The organism is Algoriphagus aquimarinus, from assembly GCF_900112005.1.
GTDB classification, from domain to species: Bacteria; Bacteroidota; Bacteroidia; order Cytophagales; family Cyclobacteriaceae; genus Algoriphagus; species Algoriphagus aquimarinus.
Genome location: NZ_FOKK01000008.1, coordinates 188,765 through 204,693, shown reverse-complemented (window position 1 = coordinate 204,693; position 15,929 = coordinate 188,765). Strand labels below are relative to the sequence as shown.

The following is a 15,929-nucleotide window of genomic DNA, read 5'->3' as shown; positions in this document are numbered from 1 at the left end:
GAGGGGTGCCCTAAAAGTTACGGGCTGAGATCATACCCATCGGTGAGCGATCACTGAGCACCTGATCCGGGTAATGCCGGCGTAGGGACTAGATTACTGTTCTCCCTTTTTTGAATAATCATAAAACGTTATTCAAATGTTATTTTCTATTGACCTGAGTCTGCTCGCTGAGCAGATCAAAGCCACCAGTTTGCTGGAATGGATCGCTGTGAGTTTTGGAGTCACCGAAGTGCTACTCGCTCGCAAAAACAACGTCCTGCTTTATCCTGCAGGCATCATCGGGATTATGTGCTCCGGCTTCCTTCTGGTGGATGCCAAGCTCTACGCCGAAACCTTACTTCACGCCTACTACTTAGTGATGAGTATTTACGGTTGGGCTATGTGGCGAAATAGATCTGCATCTGGAGCGTCCCAAATCTCACGAAGTACGATTTCTGAGCAGAAAATCACCTGGGCAATTGCGCTTGGCGGCTGGGCATTCCTGTATTTTATGTTGACCACTTTCACTGATTCAGATGTGCCGATCATAGATGCTTTCGTATCATCTACAGCCTGGGCTGGCATGTGGCTTTTGGCCAAAAGAAAGCTTGAAAACTGGATTTGGTTGAACGTTTCGAATCTTATCGCCATCCCTTTGCTTTTTCATAAGCAACTGATTCTAATCTCATTTCTCACCATTTTTCTCTTCATAGTAGCCATTTTCGCTTATTTCGATTGGAAAAAAGAACTTGACCAACCTAATGCAAAACTCAAAACTGTTTAACCACGAGCTTGCCGCTAAGGCAGAGAAACTTGGATGCCTTCCCGACGAATGGCTTACACAGATTTATGCGGAAAAGTGGTTCAAGCTTTTTGTACCAAAAGACCTCGGTGGACGGGGATGCACCTTGCCAGAAGCTCTGAAAATCGAGGAAAAATTAGCTAGACTTGACGGGAGTTTAGGATGGACCGTGACGTTATGTGCAGGTGCCGCATGGTTTGTTGGCTACATGGATGAGTCGCTACGTAAAGATATTTTTCCTGACGAAAAACTCTGTCTAGCTGGAAGTGGATTCGTAGGTGGAAAGGCCAATAAAGTAGGTGAAAACTACCTGATCTCTGGATCTTGGACCTATGCTTCAGGAGCTCTACATGCCACACATCTTACAGCGAACTGTGAGATCTCGGAAGATGGAAAAGCACTTTTGGATGAAAAAGGAAAGCCTGTGATAAAGGCATTTCTATTGGATAGAAAAGATGTAGAAATCCTCGATGGCTGGAATTACATGGGTATGATAGCCACAGGAAGCCATGCTTTTCGCTGCGAAAGCTTATCCGTACCACTTAATCGCTGCTTTGAAATCTTACCTGAAAAAGCTCAGCTCACAGCTCCGGTTTATCAATATCCTTTTCATCAATTTGCTGAAGCAACGCTCGCAGCGAATATTCTAGGTATTACCAAACACCTAAAGGACTTGATTGAGCAGTCGTTTTGGAAAAGGAATGAATACAGAAAATACGATGAGAAGCATCTCAACTACTTCACCGAACTTCTGAATAAGCAGAATAAAAAGCTTCAAAAGGTTCAGGATGATTTCTATCGTCAAGTCAATACCTCTTGGGATGAGTTGGAGAAGAATGGGAAAATCTCGGATTCACGATTGAAGAAAATCTCTAAAGTATCTCGAAAGCTTACCCAAAAGTGTAGAAGCATAAATGGGAAACTGTATCCTTTCTCAGGACTGGAAGCTGCTAAAACCCATACTGAACTCAATCGTGTTTGGAGAGATTTTAATACAGTTGGTCAACATGCGCTTCTGATATTTCCTTTTTAGGATTCACCTGTTTGCAGTCTATTTTATAGCCTATTCAATCAAAAACACCATTTTAAGGTCAGCACAGGCAAGTTCGAGAAATATTCTTCATTACATTAGGTCAGTTTAAAACAGCATTTGTTTTTGCAAATCCTAGTAAAGAATGAAATTCAACAAACCCATCAAACCCTTATTAATTCTTGTTTTAGCGTTCCTATTCTCCGCTTTTCAACAACAAACTAACGAGAAGAAAACTCTCTATCTCATAGGAGATTCTACAGTAAGGAATGGCGGTGATGGAAATTTACAGCGTGGTTGGGGCAATTTCCTTCAGGAGTTTTTTGATAGTACTCGGCTAGAAGTAAGTAACCAAGCCATGGCTGGCAGAAGCACTCGAACCTTTATCAAAGAAGGCAGATGGGATAAAGTTCTGGAAACGATCAAGCCTGGCGATTATGTAATCATGCAGTTTGGCCACAATGAAGGATCTGTTCCTGACACCACCAAAGCTGGTTATCGAGGCGTCTTACCAGGAATGGGTGACGAAGTGAAGCAACTCACTTGGCCAGACGGCACACAAGAAACTGTACACACCTATGGCTGGTATCTGGAAAAATTCATCACAGACACCAAGGCAAAAGGCGCCACTCCTATCATGGCCTCTATGATTCCACGCAATAAATTCCAGGATGCTGAAGTAGAAAGAGCCAATCAAGACTTTGGGAAATGGGCAAGAGATGCCGCTAGACGACATGGCGTCCCATTCCTTGACCTCAATTCAATAGTGGCCGATCAATATGATAAATGGGGCCCAGAGGTCGTGAAAGGACTTTTTGAACGAGATCATACGCACACCAACGAAGCTGGTGCTAGAATCAATGCTTGGTCAGTTACGGAAGGGTTAAGAGGAATGAAGGATTGCGATCTTAAAGATTATTTGAACAAGGACAAGCCTACTCTATTTCTAATCGGCGACTCTACTGTGAAGAATGGACAAGGTGATGGAGCTGGAGGACTTTGGGGTTGGGGAGATTTTATGACTCCATATTTTGACGGAGAAAAGATCAAGGTGCAAAATCACGCACTAGGTGGTACCAGTAGTCGTACATTCCAAACTTACGGGATGTGGCAGAAAGTTCTGGACAAATTAGAACCTGGTGACTACCTCATCATGCAATTTGGTCACAACGATTCAAGTCCATTGGATGATGAAGCCCGAGCTCGCGGTACGATCAAAAGTGCTGGTTTAGAAGCTGAAAACATTTACAACCCCATCACAAAAAGTCAGGAAACTGTCTATACCTATGGCCAGTATTTACGGCAGATGATATTGGCAGCAAAAGCCAAAGGCGTCACTCCTATCGTTTGCTCTCTTATTCCTCGAAATAGATGGAAAGATGGAAAAATCGTAACCGCAGAAAACGACTATGGACTTTGGGCAAAACAGGTTGCTGAAGATACCGAAACTGCCTTTATAGATTTGAACCAGTTAGTAGCCGATCAATATGATGAGTTGGGCGAAAAATATGTGAAAACGCACTACTTCAATGATACAGATCACACGCATACTATAGAAGAAGGTGCTGAGATGAATGCAAAAATTGTTGTAAATGCCATTAAAAATCTGGATCAACTAGCGCTCAAATCATTCCTGATAAAAATATAAGCTGAGCACTGAATTTCAAAGATTCACTGCCATTTTTCAAAACTAATAAAACACCCCAAAATGCCTCAAAAACTAGCCTTTCGAATGAAACTGATTCCAGGTTTTGAAGAAGAATACGAAAGAAGACATCGTGAGATTTGGCCTGAACTGGTCACTTTACTCAAAGACACAGGAATCATTGATTATCAAATATTTTTGGATAGAGAGACTTCCAACCTTTTTGCCTTTCAGGTAATCGAAGGAGAAGCAAATTCTCAGGATCTTGGAAGCACCGAGATCGTCCAATGCTGGTGGAAACATATGGCAGATATCATGGAAACTAATCCAGACAACTCTCCTATTTCCGTCGAACTTCCAAACGTTTTCGACCTTCAATAACCCTATTGTCAATGCGCTCCAAATCCAAATACCTCCTTTTCCTTTTCCCTATTTTACTATTCTTTGGTTTTCAACTTATAGAGCAAAAAGCCCCCGTTTCTAGCGATTGGCCTGAGATCACACAAACTGCCAAACCTTGGACACGTTGGTGGTGGATGGGAAATGCTGTAGATGAAAAGAATCTCTCCAAACTGCTGGAAACGTACAACGCCGCTGGACTTGGAGGAGTGGAAATCGCTCCTATCTATGGAGCAAAAGGATATGAAGATCGCTACATAGACTTTCTATCTGAAGACTGGCTGAGCATGTTAGACTTTACGGTCACTAAGGCTAATTCACTTGGAATGGGAGTCGATATAACCCAAGGCACGGGCTGGCCATATGGAGGACCTCAGGTTAGTTTAGTGAATGCTGCAACACGTATGGTGATTCAGGATTATGAGAAAGCGGATGGAAAGGCATTGGCCACTCCTATTCTTTTCCAGAAGAAAAAGGAATCTCAGCCAGATGCTCAATTGATCGCTGTGATGGCGTATGACGAAAATAATAAGGCCATAGAAATCACCAAGTTTGTCGATCAAGATGGAAAACTCAATTGGAATGAACCTGGAAGCTATCAGATCAAAGCTATTTTCTTGGACAAAACAGGCCAGATGGTAAAGCGGGCGGCCCCAGGTGGAGTTGGGTTTACCTTAGATCACTTCAGCAAATCTGCAGTTGATGCATACAATTCATATTTTGAAAAGGCATTTGCAGGAAAGGATTACGGCTTTCGGGCATTTTATAATGATAGCTTTGAAGTCTATGGAGCAGATTTTACGAGTAGTTTATTTGAAGAATTCAAGAAGCGAAGAGGATATGATTTGAAAGAATTTCTTCCGTATCTAGAAAGTGAGGAAAACACGGAGATAGTGCGTAGAGTAAAGTCCGATTATCGGGAAACTATCAATGATCTCCTATTGAATAATTTTACTAAGAACTGGACTGATTGGGCACATAGTCAATCCAAACTAACCAAGAACCAAGCACACGGTTCACCTGGAAACCTTCTCGATCTCTATGCGGCAGTTGATATTCCAGAATGTGAGACTTTCGGATCCAGCTACTTCCCTATTCCTGGACTGAGGAGAGACAGTGCAGATATCAGAAATGTAGATCCAGACCCTATCATGTTGAAGTTTGCCTCTTCTGCAGCTCATTTGACAGGCAAAAACCTAGTTTCCTCAGAGACTTTCACATGGTTGGGAGAGCATTTCAAATCCTCATTTTCACAGATGAAACCTGAAGTGGAGCAGGCATTTTTGGCAGGGGTAAATCACATTTTCTATCATGGAGTTACCTACAGTCCTGAAGATGTCTCCTATCCGGGTTGGTTGTTTTATGCTTCGCTGAATCTTACCCAGCAGAATAGCCTTTGGCCACATTTCAAAGGCTTCAATGACTTTATCGCCAGATCACAGGCAATTTTGCAAACGGGCCAAGCAGATAATGAATTGCTGGTTTACTGGCCAGTTTACGATGTTTGGGCGGAGCCAAAAGGCAAAATGGAAATGATCACCGTGCATGCCGTGGATGAATGGCTACACCCAACTGAGTTCTATAAGCAGTCTAAGAAATTAATGGAATTAGGATATTCTCTGGATTTTATCTCAGACGATATGATTGCCAAGTCCAAGGTTAATAAAGGTCTAATTCAAACCTCAGACAAAAACTCCGCTAAGGTTCTGATCATTCCGGAAACAGAGTTTATGCCAATCGAAACGTTACAGATCATTCTCAAACTGGCTGAAAATGGAGCCAAAATTATTTTCCAGTCTAAGCCAAAATCAATCCCAGGTTATCATTCTGACCAAAAGTCAAAAGAAAGCACTTTCAACCAATTATGGTCCTCAATCGTATTTAAAGAAGGGAAATCAAAGGTTGGTAAAGGCGAGATTTACCTTTCAGATAATCTGAGCAAGACTTTAGAAGAGTTAGAGATCTACAGGGAAAAGTTGGTGGATTCTGGACTTGATTTTATCCGAAGAAAAGTAGCTGACGGGACTTACTATTTTGTAGTAAACCATAGCGCAGATCCTATTTCTCAAACCATTTCCTTAAACACCAAAGCCGGTACAATCATGGCGATGGATCCTCTTACCGGTAAAAGAGGAACGATTTCTTTAGAAAGTACGGCTGATGGAACGAACGTAAACCTTTACCTCAAATCAGGAGAATCTATTTTCCTCAAGACTTTTGATGAGAAAGTAGATTTAGGTATTCACGCTTGGCCAGATTACCGCAAATCAGTAGCTACCACAGATATTTCTAAAAACTGGAAACTCGCTTTTACCCAAGGTCAACCAAAACTTCCTGTTCCTCAATCCATGGACACCATCAAATCTTGGACAAACATTGGAGATCCAGAAGCCGATGATTTCTCTGGTCAGGCTAGTTATTCTAGCGAATTTGATTTCAAAAAATCTGAAGGAAAGCACTACTTATTGACAATAGATAAAGTGTATGAAAGTGCAAAAATCTGGATCAATGGAGAATATGCAGGCAATAGCTGGAGTATTCCCTATCAACTGGATATCTCCGAGCATTTAGTAAATGGTAAAAACACGATCAAAATAGAAGTTGCCAATCTGATGGCAAATAGCATTCGGTATCTGGATAGAAATGGAATTGAATGGAGAAATTACCATGAAATCAACTTCGTCAATATCGATTACAAACCCTTTGATGCCAGTAACTGGAAAACTATGCCGTCTGGATTGGATGGAAAAATTCAGATTTCAGAGTACTATTAAGTTTATAGATCACAATTGAATTTCTTTTTATTTTATATCTATTTTCTATGTTGCACTTGCTCCTTAAGGAACAATGGTTGAGGTTCAAATTCGGCCACTCCCCCTTTTCTAAAGGAGGTTAGGGGGATTTTAGCATGATAAAACCATGCTTATTACTTTATGGATACTCATATAGTTAAAACTGAATTTTAGTAATAAAAGGATAAACCAACACATAATTTGCTCAACTCTTTCAAAAAAACTTCTTCGGTCTTCGGTCATCGGTCTTCCAGCCAGAACAGCAACGAAAATAAGTAACTGGCATCATTTCGAAGTATTATCTTAATAATTAACACCCATATAGCACAGGATACATGAGACTGTCTGCTAGCCTAATTTGAATCCCAAAGCCCAAAAGAAAACCCATGTCATCAACACAAAATCTGAAACAGCGGCTCGAAGCTGTCAACGAATACGAGCGAACTCCCATTCCCAAAAACAAACTGAAAGGCTGGAAAAGCTTCATTGGAACCTACGCAGGTGAACATACCGCAGGAACTGAATTTGTCATAGGTCCACTTTTCGTCGCTCATGGAGCTACAGCTGGCGACCTTGTTAGTGGATTAATTGTCGGAAACATTCTCGCAGTACTTAGCTGGGCTTTTTTCACGGGAAAAGTGGCTGTTAAGACAAGAACAACACTTTATTATCAGTTGGAGAAAATCGCCGGTAATCGCTTTACCTTATTTTATAATGTTGTAAATGCAGCACTATTTTGCTTTTTGGCTGGCTCAATGATCGCCGTTTCTGCTACTGCTGTCGGCATTCCTTTCAATCTTCCGATGCCGTCGCTTACAGATATCTATCCAAATAGTGTAGGCTGGATTATCACTGTATTTGGCATAGGTGCGGTCACCACTTTTGTGGCAATGTTCGGCTTCAATGTCATCTCAAAATTTGCCAACATCGCTGCGCCGTGGATGATTATGATCTTTATCGCTGCTGCAGTGGGCGTTTTGCCTAGACTGGGAATCAACTCATTCTCTGATTTTTGGCCAGTGGCTGAAACTACGATATGGAATGGAGTTCCGCTGGAAGGACAGAGCAAATTCACTTTCTGGCACATCATGTTCTTTGCTTGGTTTTGCAATATGGGCATGCACATCGGAATGGCAGATATGTCACTCCTTCGTTATGCCAAGAAATGGACATATGGATTTTCATCTGCTACAGGCGTATTCCTAGGGCACTTTATCGCTTGGATGGCTTCAGGGATTTTGTATTCTCTTTTCCTATTGGAGTCAAAAGGCAGTTTAGTATTTGCTCCAGGGCCAATCGCTTATGAAGCTGCAGGAATAGCAGGTGCTGTCTGTGTAGTGATTGCAGGTTGGACTACGGCAAACCCAACACTCTATCGCGCTGGACTTGCGATCCAATCCATCAATCCAAAATGGAAAACCTGGAAAGTAACGCTCTTCGTAGGTTTGGTGACAACCATCGCCGCTTGCTTCCCTGCTTTGGTGATGCAGTTATTAGAATTCGTTGCGCTTTACGGATTGATCTTAATGCCACTTGGAGCGGTGATTTTCTTGGATGTATTTGTACTTCCAAAAATGGGTCTTGCAAGCAACTATGCTGAATTGACCAAATCCCATTTCAATCCAGCTGTCGGAATTACTTGGGCAGTTTCACTGGTTTTCTGTTTGGGATTGAATATTTGGGGTGGAATTGAAATCTTCTTCCTTGGTCTTCCAGGTTGGTTTGTAGCAGTCATCGTTTACCTGCTTGCTTCAAAAGTGATTCAGAAAAAAACGACAAACGTCTCTCCTACTATTCCTTTAACTTACTAATTGTGAAAAATATACTAAAATTAATATCATTCGTTGCTTTAGCATTGACACTTATCCCTTCCTTTCTTGTTTTGAAGGGAAGCATCACTCCCGAACTTTCCAAAACCTTGATGCTAATTGGTACCATAATCTGGTTTGGCACTGCATCTTTTTGGATGAACAAATCTGAAGAGGAAGAGGAAGAAGTCATCTAACCAGCGTTCGTTAAGTCCAGCTTCTGGATAAGCAGGACAACATAAAAGATCAACTCTCATATAATTAAGGGTTGATTTTTGCAGCAGAGCTACTCCCCCTTTTCAAAGGGGGCAAGGGGGATTTACTTAATAAAACACATAGTTGTCCAGCTTCTGGAGAAGCAGGACAACAACAACTTTGAACAATACAACCGCGCCCTTTGCGTGACCTTTGTGTCCTCCGCGGTTAAAAACACACAGCCATGAAACTTACTCTCGACCAAATACAATCACAAAATACTTCTCAAAGCGCTGAGCACAGCAGAAGCTTCGACTTCCTAGCCGAAAGCCTGGACAAAAAGGGAAATAACGTAGAAGAACTGATTTCAAAGCTTCAAGCCTTGCAAATCGCAATTCCAAGTTGGGCACTGGGAACAGGTGGAACACGATTCGGGAGATTTTCTGGTGGCGGAGAACCTGCAACTTTGATTCAGAAAATCCAAGACGTAGGAATTCTTCATGCGCTCAATCAATCCAGCAACGCCGTTTCTCTACATATTCCTTGGGATATTCCGAGTGATTACCAATCCATCAAAGACTCTGCTTCAGAAGTTGGAATTGGCTTCGACGCTGTGAATTCTAATACTTTTCAGGACCAAGCAAACCAAGAGCATAGCTATAAATTCGGTTCTTTGGCCAACTCAGAAGCTGCCGTCCGTGAATTAGCTGTTGAGCATAACAAGCAGGTCATAGAGATTGGAGAGAAATTGGGATCGAAAGCACTAACCGTTTGGCTGGCTGATGGAAGCAGTTTCCCCGGTCAGCATAGTTTGAGAAAAGCGCTTGAAAACACACACTTATCCCTACAAGAAATCTATAAGGATGTACCGGAAGACTGGAAACTTCTGATTGAATACAAGCCTTACGAACCGCACTTCTACAGCACAGTGATTCAGGATTGGGGAACATCATTCCTTTTGGCAAATAAACTAGGTAAAAAGGCTTATACGCTGGTAGATCTCGGTCACCATTTGCCAAATACAAACATAGAGCAGATCGTAGCTACGCTGATGACGGAAGGAAAACTGGGTGGATTCCACTTCAATGACTCTAAATATGGTGATGATGATTTGACTGTTGGAAGTGTAAAACCATATCAATTATTCCTGATTTTTCAGGAACTGGTGAAAGGTTTTAGCGAAACAAATAATCCCCCACTTTCCTGGATGATCGACGCAAGTCACAATCTAAAAGATCCCATGGAAGATCTGATACAATCTGTACAAGCCATCAAACTCGCCTTTGCTCAGGCATTATTGGTAAATAGCAAATCCTTGGAAGCAGCTCAGGAGAACCATGATGTGGCTGGTGCTCAGGAGATTTTGCAGGATGCATACAGAACTGATCTTCGTCCTTTACTTTCCGAAGCAATGCGCAGATCCGGTGGAGCAATTGATCCAATCAAAGCATTCCGATCACTTAAAGTAAGAGAGACATTGATTGAAGAAAGAGGCTTAAAATCAATAGCTTCTGGGCTATAATAAATATCATTATCCGTAATCTTGCCAGTAGACATAATTTCTTTGCTCACTTGGTCAGAAGACCGGTGACCGAAGCTGCCTCAATCCTACTGTTAACCAAATCTTAATTTGCTTTAGTCTTAATACAAGACGAAAAACGGATATAAATAAAAAAACATCCATATTTAAATTTTACCAAGAGCTGTACTCTAAGTGCGGCTCTTATTTTTTTGATTTTTTGAATCCTAACTAAGGGTAATCTCCACCCGAGCTGTCATAAACGTAACATCACAAAAATGACAACATGGGAAAATATAGCCAACTCCGAAAAATTACTCAGGTGTTCAGCGAATACGGTATCGTATTGACTGGAGCCAGAAAACACGATCATTTTATCTTCGATCTTAGAATGGATAAAATCTTCCTCAACGGACTGATTTACGAATTGGAATATGCTCTGAACATAGAGCTCGAAGATCACAAAGTCATCAATGTGAACGCCCCTTCCCAATTGATCGCTCTGCTACTTGATTGATTTATCAAGCAAAATCCCACACATCATTATCATTCTGCATTCCTCAGACTAGCACATCGTGCTGTGGTCTATGGACTATGGACTAATTATAAAAACTCTATGAAAGCTCTCCAATTGAAAATCTCTCTCTTCACCTTTCTCTTCTTCACTTTCATCTCTATTTCCTACGCACAAGAGAAAAGCCCCGCGCATTTAGGCCTGTTCTACCCAATTTCTACCCATGGAACTGAGGCTGTTCATTTCACCAACAACTTCAGTCTTCATTTACTCACGGGATTGTCTGGAGGAGAAAATGGCGCTGCCATCTATGGTTTGGCAGGAATGGTCAAAGGCGATGTGCGCGGCGCACAGATCTCTGGGCTTTGGAACAATGTCTCTGGAAATGTAACAGGAATTCAAGTTGCAGGTATTCTCAATCAAAGTTCAGATGCTAACAAATCGGCTCAGATTGGAGGAATCAGCAATATCAATTTGGGAAATTCCGCTTTACAGGTGGCTGGCATTTTCAATACGGCAAAGGCTGTAGAAGGAGCTCAAATAGCTGGAATTGCAGATATCGCTGATACAATTGACGGAATTCAGGTCTCTGGAATTGCGAGTATGTCTAAGTCAGTCAAAGGCGCTCAGATTGCTGGAATCGCCAATATCTCTCCCGAAATAGACGGCGCTCAGATTGCCGGCATATCCAATTTGGCTAGGGAAGTCAAAGGAGTTCAAATTGCAGGAATCTCAAACATAGCCGAAAATGTAGAAGGTACACAGATCGCAGGCTTGGTCAATAGAGCGAAAACCGTCAAGGGCATGCAAATCGGCCTGATCAACATCGCTGATAGTAGTGATGTCACCATCGGTCTGATCAATATTGTGAAAATCGGAGATCAGCGATTAGGTGTTTCTATTGATGAAAACCTCAATTCCTTTCTAACTTTTCGCTCAGGCGGTAAGTACGTTTATGGGATTTTCGGTGTGGGAACCAACCTAGAAGTCAAAGAGCTTAAATATGGATTTCAGGCTGGTTTAGGTTTGAACTTGGCAGAAAGCAACCACTTTCGACTGGATGTGGAAGCAGTCAGCAAATACCTGACGGACTTTGACGGCAACAATTTCTCCAAATTCAGCTTCCAATTACTTCCTACCTTGAAAATCACGCAAAGCATTCATCTATTCGCAGGACCAAGTATTTCTTACATGTATTCAAGGGATCTCAATATTCTCGATCACACAGGCTTGACGATCTGGGATGAAACGCATCGTGAAAATTACCAAGCGGTTCTGTTGGGATTTACTGGAGGCGTGAATGTGAGGTTATGAAAAAGACGGGAGACTGAAGACCGAAGACTGAAGAGTTGAAGCATCATATCCTATTCTTATTCAATAGTGGTTAATTGGGAAATCCTTTATTTGTTTCGGTTAAACAATGAGATTGAGGCCACTTCTGTCTCCCGTCTGCGGTCTTCCAGCCTACTCTAATTCAAAACTTACTATTTTTACCAACCCCACTAAGGGTAATGTCTGTTCAGCTTGTCATATCTATGAAAGCATCCAAAATTCGCAGGTGACTGAGAAACTACCACATCCGTCAAATACGCACACGCTCGTCGATGAACAATCATTCGAGGCCGTTTTCAAGACTTATTTCAAGGCTTTGCATGCGTATGCTCAAGCCATTTTGAAGGAGTCGGAAACCGCTGAGGAAATCGTTCAGAGTGTATTTCTCAAACTGTGGGAAAAGCGAGAAACGCTAGATATCAACAGTTCGCTAAAGGCTTACCTCTACCGAGCTGTGTACCACGACAGTTTGAATTACATCAAGCATCAACAAGTGAAACGAAAGCATTGGGAACATGCTCACTATGAAATGACTCAGGGTAAACCAGAGGAAGTTGGCGAGCAGATAAAAGGCCAAGAAAATGAATTGTACGAGCACTTTCAACTGGCGCTGGAAAAGTTACCCGAGAAATGCCGCTTGGTGTTTAATCTCAGCAGGTTTGAGGAACTGAAATATCAGGAAATAGCCGACAGGTTAGAAATCTCCATCAAAACGGTGGAAGCGCATATGGGTAAAGCACTGAAGACGCTGCGGGTCGAACTTGCCGAGTTTCTTCCTTTGCTTTTGATGTTTTTGATAAATCTATAAGCTATGGAAACCATGAACGAAGAAAAATTGATCAAATATTTGCTTCAGGAAAGTGATTCGGAGGAGACCAAAGCTATACAAGAATGGATTGCTGAGGATGACGCGAACAAAAAGCAGTTTGAAGAAGTGCAGTGGATATGGAATTCCAGTAAGGTTTTACTGGAAAAAAGCGAAGTAGATGAAAATCAAGCTTGGCAGCGATTCACACAACTTAGAGACAAAAAGGTAGCTGCTCCAGAAAAGCAAAATCAGCGCTTTTTGCAAAGCAACTGGTTCAGAGTAGCAGCGGCAATTACCTTGATATTTGTGTCTGCTTGGGTTTACTCAGCCTTTCTTCCTCAATCAGGAAGAGCTTATTACAGCTCCGTTGAACTTCAGTCAGCTGACTCACCTATTGAAGTTCCACTACTCGATGGGACAGCAATTACTTTGAATAAAAACACAAGCCTAAGCTACTCTCAAAAGTTTCTTGGAAAACAGAGAAATGTGAGTTTAGAGAACGGAGAAGCCTTCTTTGATGTAAAAAGAAATGAGAATAAGCCATTTGTAATCCAAACTGAGAAGGTTCAAATCACAGTTTTGGGAACAAGTTTTCATGTCAAAACAGCTGGAAATATGACAGAAGTAATCGTGGTCACAGGTTCTGTGCAAATAGAAATTGAAGGAAAGAAAGAAGTGCTCAAGCCTGATGAGAAACTAAGTGTAAATCAGGAAACAGGCGAAATGGAAAAGACTTTGCCTTCGAATAAGCTGTACAATTACTACGTAAGTAAGAAGTTTCAAGCTGATCGAATTCCATTGGAAGAATTAGTCAAAGCCCTTAACGAAGCTTACGATGCTAACATTGAAATCGCCAGAGCCGAATTGAGAACCTTGCCAATTACTACGACTTTGGAATACGGATCGCTCAGTAATAATCTAGATGTGATCAGAGAAACACTGAATTTGAAAATATCTCAAGTTGATGGAAAAATCAGTATTGAGTAAAAAGTCAAACTCATGAGTATAAAGGACTATGGTTGAAAAAATCATAGTCCTTACTTTGTTAAATTGAAATCCAATTACTGTTTTTAATACTTAGACTTAAATGCTCCGCACAAAAGCACTTTTTCAGGGCTCTCTCCTACTTCTCTTAATTCTGATCAATTCGGTCAGTGGATTCTCTCAGATGATGTTGGAGAAAAAAATCCAGTTCAAAAGTCCAGTTGAACTCAGCCTACGACAAATGCTCGACACGCTTTCAGCGCAAAATGATTTCTACTTTTCTTATGAAAGCACTTTACTGCAACTCAATAAAGCTTTAGAAACTGAACAATACTCTGGAACCATAGGAAATTTTCTCCTGAAAGAACTGGGAAATGAGTACGAATACAAGGAATTGCCAGGCTACATTATCATTCGCTATGCGCCCGAAAAACTGGACTTGGATGCGGAAATGGAGACCAGATTTAAAACGGTAACTGTGAAAGGCTATATCAAAAACATCCGTACCAATGAAGGTGTGAGCCAAGCCAGTATTTATGACAAGAACAGCCTCGCTTCTACTTTAACTGACGAAAAGGGCTATTTCAAACTGAAATACAAGAAAAACGACACATCTATATGGCTCACATTGAGCAAGGAAAATTACAGAGACACCACATTTTTGCTTATGCCCACAGTGAATATAGTCGCTGAAAAAGAGAGCCGAAAGTTTCGCTATATCCCAGGGGACAGTGCTACAAAAGCACTGGAGGAAAGCTTTCTTGGTAAAGCATTTATTGGCTTCAAGCAGCGATTTCAAGGAATCAATATGGGAAGTTTCTTTGCTGAAAGCCCTGTCCAAATGTCTCTAATCCCTGGATTAAGCACTAAAGGAACCTTCAGTAGTCAAACAATAAGTAAATTTTCTCTGAATTTGATAGGAGGTTATACCGCAGGGATTGAAGGATTGGAAGTTGCCGGGATTTTCAACATCAATAAAAGAGATGTTAAATCAGTACAAGTGGCCGGAATATTTAATATGGTCGGAGGAAGTTCCAAAGGACTTCAGGTTGGCGGAATTTACAATTCAGTGTATAGAGATGTAGATGGACTCCAAGTTGGTGGCATTTACAATCATGTCCGAGGCAATGTAAATGGCCTGCAGATTGGTGGAATAATTAATCAAGCGAATAATGATGCGAGTGCACAGATTGCCGGAATTGTGAATCATGCGAAAAACTCAGAACACTTGCAGCTAGCAGGAATAACCAATAATGCCTCACAATCCGCTGGTTTTCAATTAGCAGGTATTTCTAACATCGCGGGGGATTCTGTTACTAATCAACTTTCCGCCATTGTCAACCGAGCCAAGAAAGTCAATGGTTTTCAATTTGGGCTAATCAACATTGCGGAAGAAAGTGACTACTCCCTTGGTTTGCTGAATTTCATTAAAAACGGAGAAATGAGCTTGTCTGCCAGCATAGATGAATCAAGTTTCACTCATTTGAATTTCAGATCTGGAGGCAGAAAAATGTACGGGATTCTTGGGGTAGCTTATAACCTGAGGAACATCGATACGCCTATAGGATTGGAAGCGGGATTGGGAATTCACCTAATTCCGTATTCTAAATTCTCGCTTGACACAGAATTTGTAAGCCTTAGCGCCAGTGATTTTCAGGAAATATCAAATCATCTGCAATCATTCCGCCTACTTCCAGGATATAGATTTGGCAATCATCTTCGAATTTTCGGAGGACCAAGCCTCAACTTTGCATTCTTAGATCCAGGTCAGGAAGACTTTACCAATGGCTGGAATATTTTGAATAGAACCACTTCAAATGGCATCTACCGTAGTTTTGGAGGAGTTATTGGTGGGATTCAAGTGATTTTTTAAACCCTAGAGCTAAAATAGTATGATTACGCTTTAGTGGGAATCCACTTTGTTGTCTTTTGTACCTTTTGTGGTTGACTTTTTCACCATAAAGAAACAAAGAAATCAAAGTCTTAATAATAAGAATAGACATCACTGAAGTGTGATCATTTCTATAATTTTCTATGTGGCTATGCGGTATAAAGAGATTAACCACATAGGGTCATAGATTTTCATTACTCTCAAATAGTATCGTTATGCTCCAATCTGGTT

At 41.4% G+C, this 15,929-nt stretch carries 13 protein-coding genes; all 13 read left to right on the top strand.

Features of this window, described 5'->3' with window-relative positions:
• Positions 1 to 136: 136 nt before the first annotated feature.
• The 13 genes from pnuC to BM291_RS12400 all read left to right on the top strand — a co-directional run bounded on the left by pnuC (position 137) and on the right by BM291_RS12400 (position 15,680).
• A complete protein-coding gene (gene pnuC, locus BM291_RS12460) occupies positions 137 to 763 on the top strand; it encodes a nicotinamide riboside transporter PnuC (RefSeq protein WP_092897873.1) in 627 nt (208 codons plus the stop codon).
• Positions 741 to 1,814 (top strand): acyl-CoA dehydrogenase family protein, encoded by a 1,074-nt coding sequence (locus BM291_RS12455; RefSeq protein ID WP_092897871.1) that lies wholly within the window; start codon positions 741 to 743, stop codon positions 1,812 to 1,814. Before pnuC ends, BM291_RS12455 begins: the two co-directional genes overlap by 23 nt.
• 142 nt (positions 1,815 to 1,956) lie before the next feature.
• A complete protein-coding gene (locus tag BM291_RS12450) occupies positions 1,957 to 3,459 on the top strand; it encodes a rhamnogalacturonan acetylesterase (RefSeq protein ID WP_092897869.1) in 1,503 nt (500 codons plus the stop codon).
• A 60-nt stretch (positions 3,460 to 3,519) separates the two neighbouring features.
• Positions 3,520 to 3,837 (top strand): L-rhamnose mutarotase, encoded by a 318-nt coding sequence (rhaM, locus tag BM291_RS12445; RefSeq protein WP_092897867.1) that lies wholly within the window; start codon positions 3,520 to 3,522, stop codon positions 3,835 to 3,837.
• Between the two features lie 11 nt (positions 3,838 to 3,848).
• On the top strand, positions 3,849 to 6,629 hold the full coding sequence (locus BM291_RS12440; RefSeq protein ID WP_092897865.1) for a glycosyl hydrolase: 2,781 nt from the start codon (positions 3,849 to 3,851) through the stop codon (positions 6,627 to 6,629).
• A gap of 404 nt (positions 6,630 to 7,033) precedes the next feature.
• Entirely contained in the window at positions 7,034 to 8,458 is a 1,425-nt protein-coding gene (locus BM291_RS12435; protein ID WP_092897863.1) for a purine-cytosine permease family protein, read from the top strand.
• Between the two features lie 2 nt (positions 8,459 to 8,460).
• Complete coding sequence (locus BM291_RS12430) at positions 8,461 to 8,652, top strand: hypothetical protein (protein WP_092897861.1); 192 nt, start codon at positions 8,461 to 8,463, stop codon at positions 8,650 to 8,652.
• A 242-nt stretch (positions 8,653 to 8,894) separates the two neighbouring features.
• Positions 8,895 to 10,172 carry a sugar isomerase gene (locus BM291_RS12425; RefSeq protein WP_092897859.1) on the top strand — a complete coding sequence of 426 codons (1,278 nt, stop codon included), beginning with the start codon at positions 8,895 to 8,897 and terminating at the stop codon, positions 10,170 to 10,172.
• A 283-nt stretch (positions 10,173 to 10,455) separates the two neighbouring features.
• Positions 10,456 to 10,686 (top strand): acyl carrier protein, encoded by a 231-nt coding sequence (locus BM291_RS12420; RefSeq protein ID WP_092897857.1) that lies wholly within the window; start codon positions 10,456 to 10,458, stop codon positions 10,684 to 10,686.
• A gap of 99 nt (positions 10,687 to 10,785) precedes the next feature.
• A complete protein-coding gene (locus BM291_RS12415; protein WP_092897855.1) occupies positions 10,786 to 11,997 on the top strand; it encodes a hypothetical protein in 1,212 nt (403 codons plus the stop codon).
• A gap of 106 nt (positions 11,998 to 12,103) precedes the next feature.
• A complete protein-coding gene (locus BM291_RS12410; protein WP_092897853.1) occupies positions 12,104 to 12,823 on the top strand; it encodes an RNA polymerase sigma-70 factor in 720 nt (239 codons plus the stop codon).
• 3 nt (positions 12,824 to 12,826) lie between these two features.
• Positions 12,827 to 13,810 (top strand): FecR family protein, encoded by a 984-nt coding sequence (locus BM291_RS12405; protein ID WP_092897851.1) that lies wholly within the window; start codon positions 12,827 to 12,829, stop codon positions 13,808 to 13,810.
• Positions 13,811 to 13,910: 100 nt separating this feature from the next.
• Positions 13,911 to 15,680 (top strand): peptidase associated/transthyretin-like domain-containing protein, encoded by a 1,770-nt coding sequence (locus BM291_RS12400; protein WP_092897849.1) that lies wholly within the window; start codon positions 13,911 to 13,913, stop codon positions 15,678 to 15,680.
• The last annotated feature ends 249 nt before the right edge of the window (positions 15,681 to 15,929 follow it).

What these genes read in the sequence shown, in the direction of transcription:
- pnuC (WP_092897873.1), top strand. Translation starts at nt 137, where the DNA reads ATGTTATTTTCTATTGACCTGAGTCTGCTCGCTGAGCAGATCAAAGCC.
- BM291_RS12455 (WP_092897871.1), top strand. Translation starts at nt 741, where the DNA reads ATGCAAAACTCAAAACTGTTTAACCACGAGCTTGCCGCTAAGGCAGAG.
- BM291_RS12450 (WP_092897869.1), top strand. Translation starts at nt 1,957, where the DNA reads ATGAAATTCAACAAACCCATCAAACCCTTATTAATTCTTGTTTTAGCG.
- rhaM (WP_092897867.1), top strand. Translation starts at nt 3,520, where the DNA reads ATGCCTCAAAAACTAGCCTTTCGAATGAAACTGATTCCAGGTTTTGAA.
- BM291_RS12440 (WP_092897865.1), top strand. Translation starts at nt 3,849, where the DNA reads ATGCGCTCCAAATCCAAATACCTCCTTTTCCTTTTCCCTATTTTACTA.
- BM291_RS12435 (WP_092897863.1), top strand. Translation starts at nt 7,034, where the DNA reads ATGTCATCAACACAAAATCTGAAACAGCGGCTCGAAGCTGTCAACGAA.
- BM291_RS12425 (WP_092897859.1), top strand. Translation starts at nt 8,895, where the DNA reads ATGAAACTTACTCTCGACCAAATACAATCACAAAATACTTCTCAAAGC.
- BM291_RS12420 (WP_092897857.1), top strand. Translation starts at nt 10,456, where the DNA reads ATGGGAAAATATAGCCAACTCCGAAAAATTACTCAGGTGTTCAGCGAA.
- BM291_RS12415 (WP_092897855.1), top strand. Translation starts at nt 10,786, where the DNA reads ATGAAAGCTCTCCAATTGAAAATCTCTCTCTTCACCTTTCTCTTCTTC.
- BM291_RS12410 (WP_092897853.1), top strand. Translation starts at nt 12,104, where the DNA reads ATGAGATTGAGGCCACTTCTGTCTCCCGTCTGCGGTCTTCCAGCCTAC.
- BM291_RS12405 (WP_092897851.1), top strand. Translation starts at nt 12,827, where the DNA reads ATGGAAACCATGAACGAAGAAAAATTGATCAAATATTTGCTTCAGGAA.
- BM291_RS12400 (WP_092897849.1), top strand. Translation starts at nt 13,911, where the DNA reads ATGCTCCGCACAAAAGCACTTTTTCAGGGCTCTCTCCTACTTCTCTTA.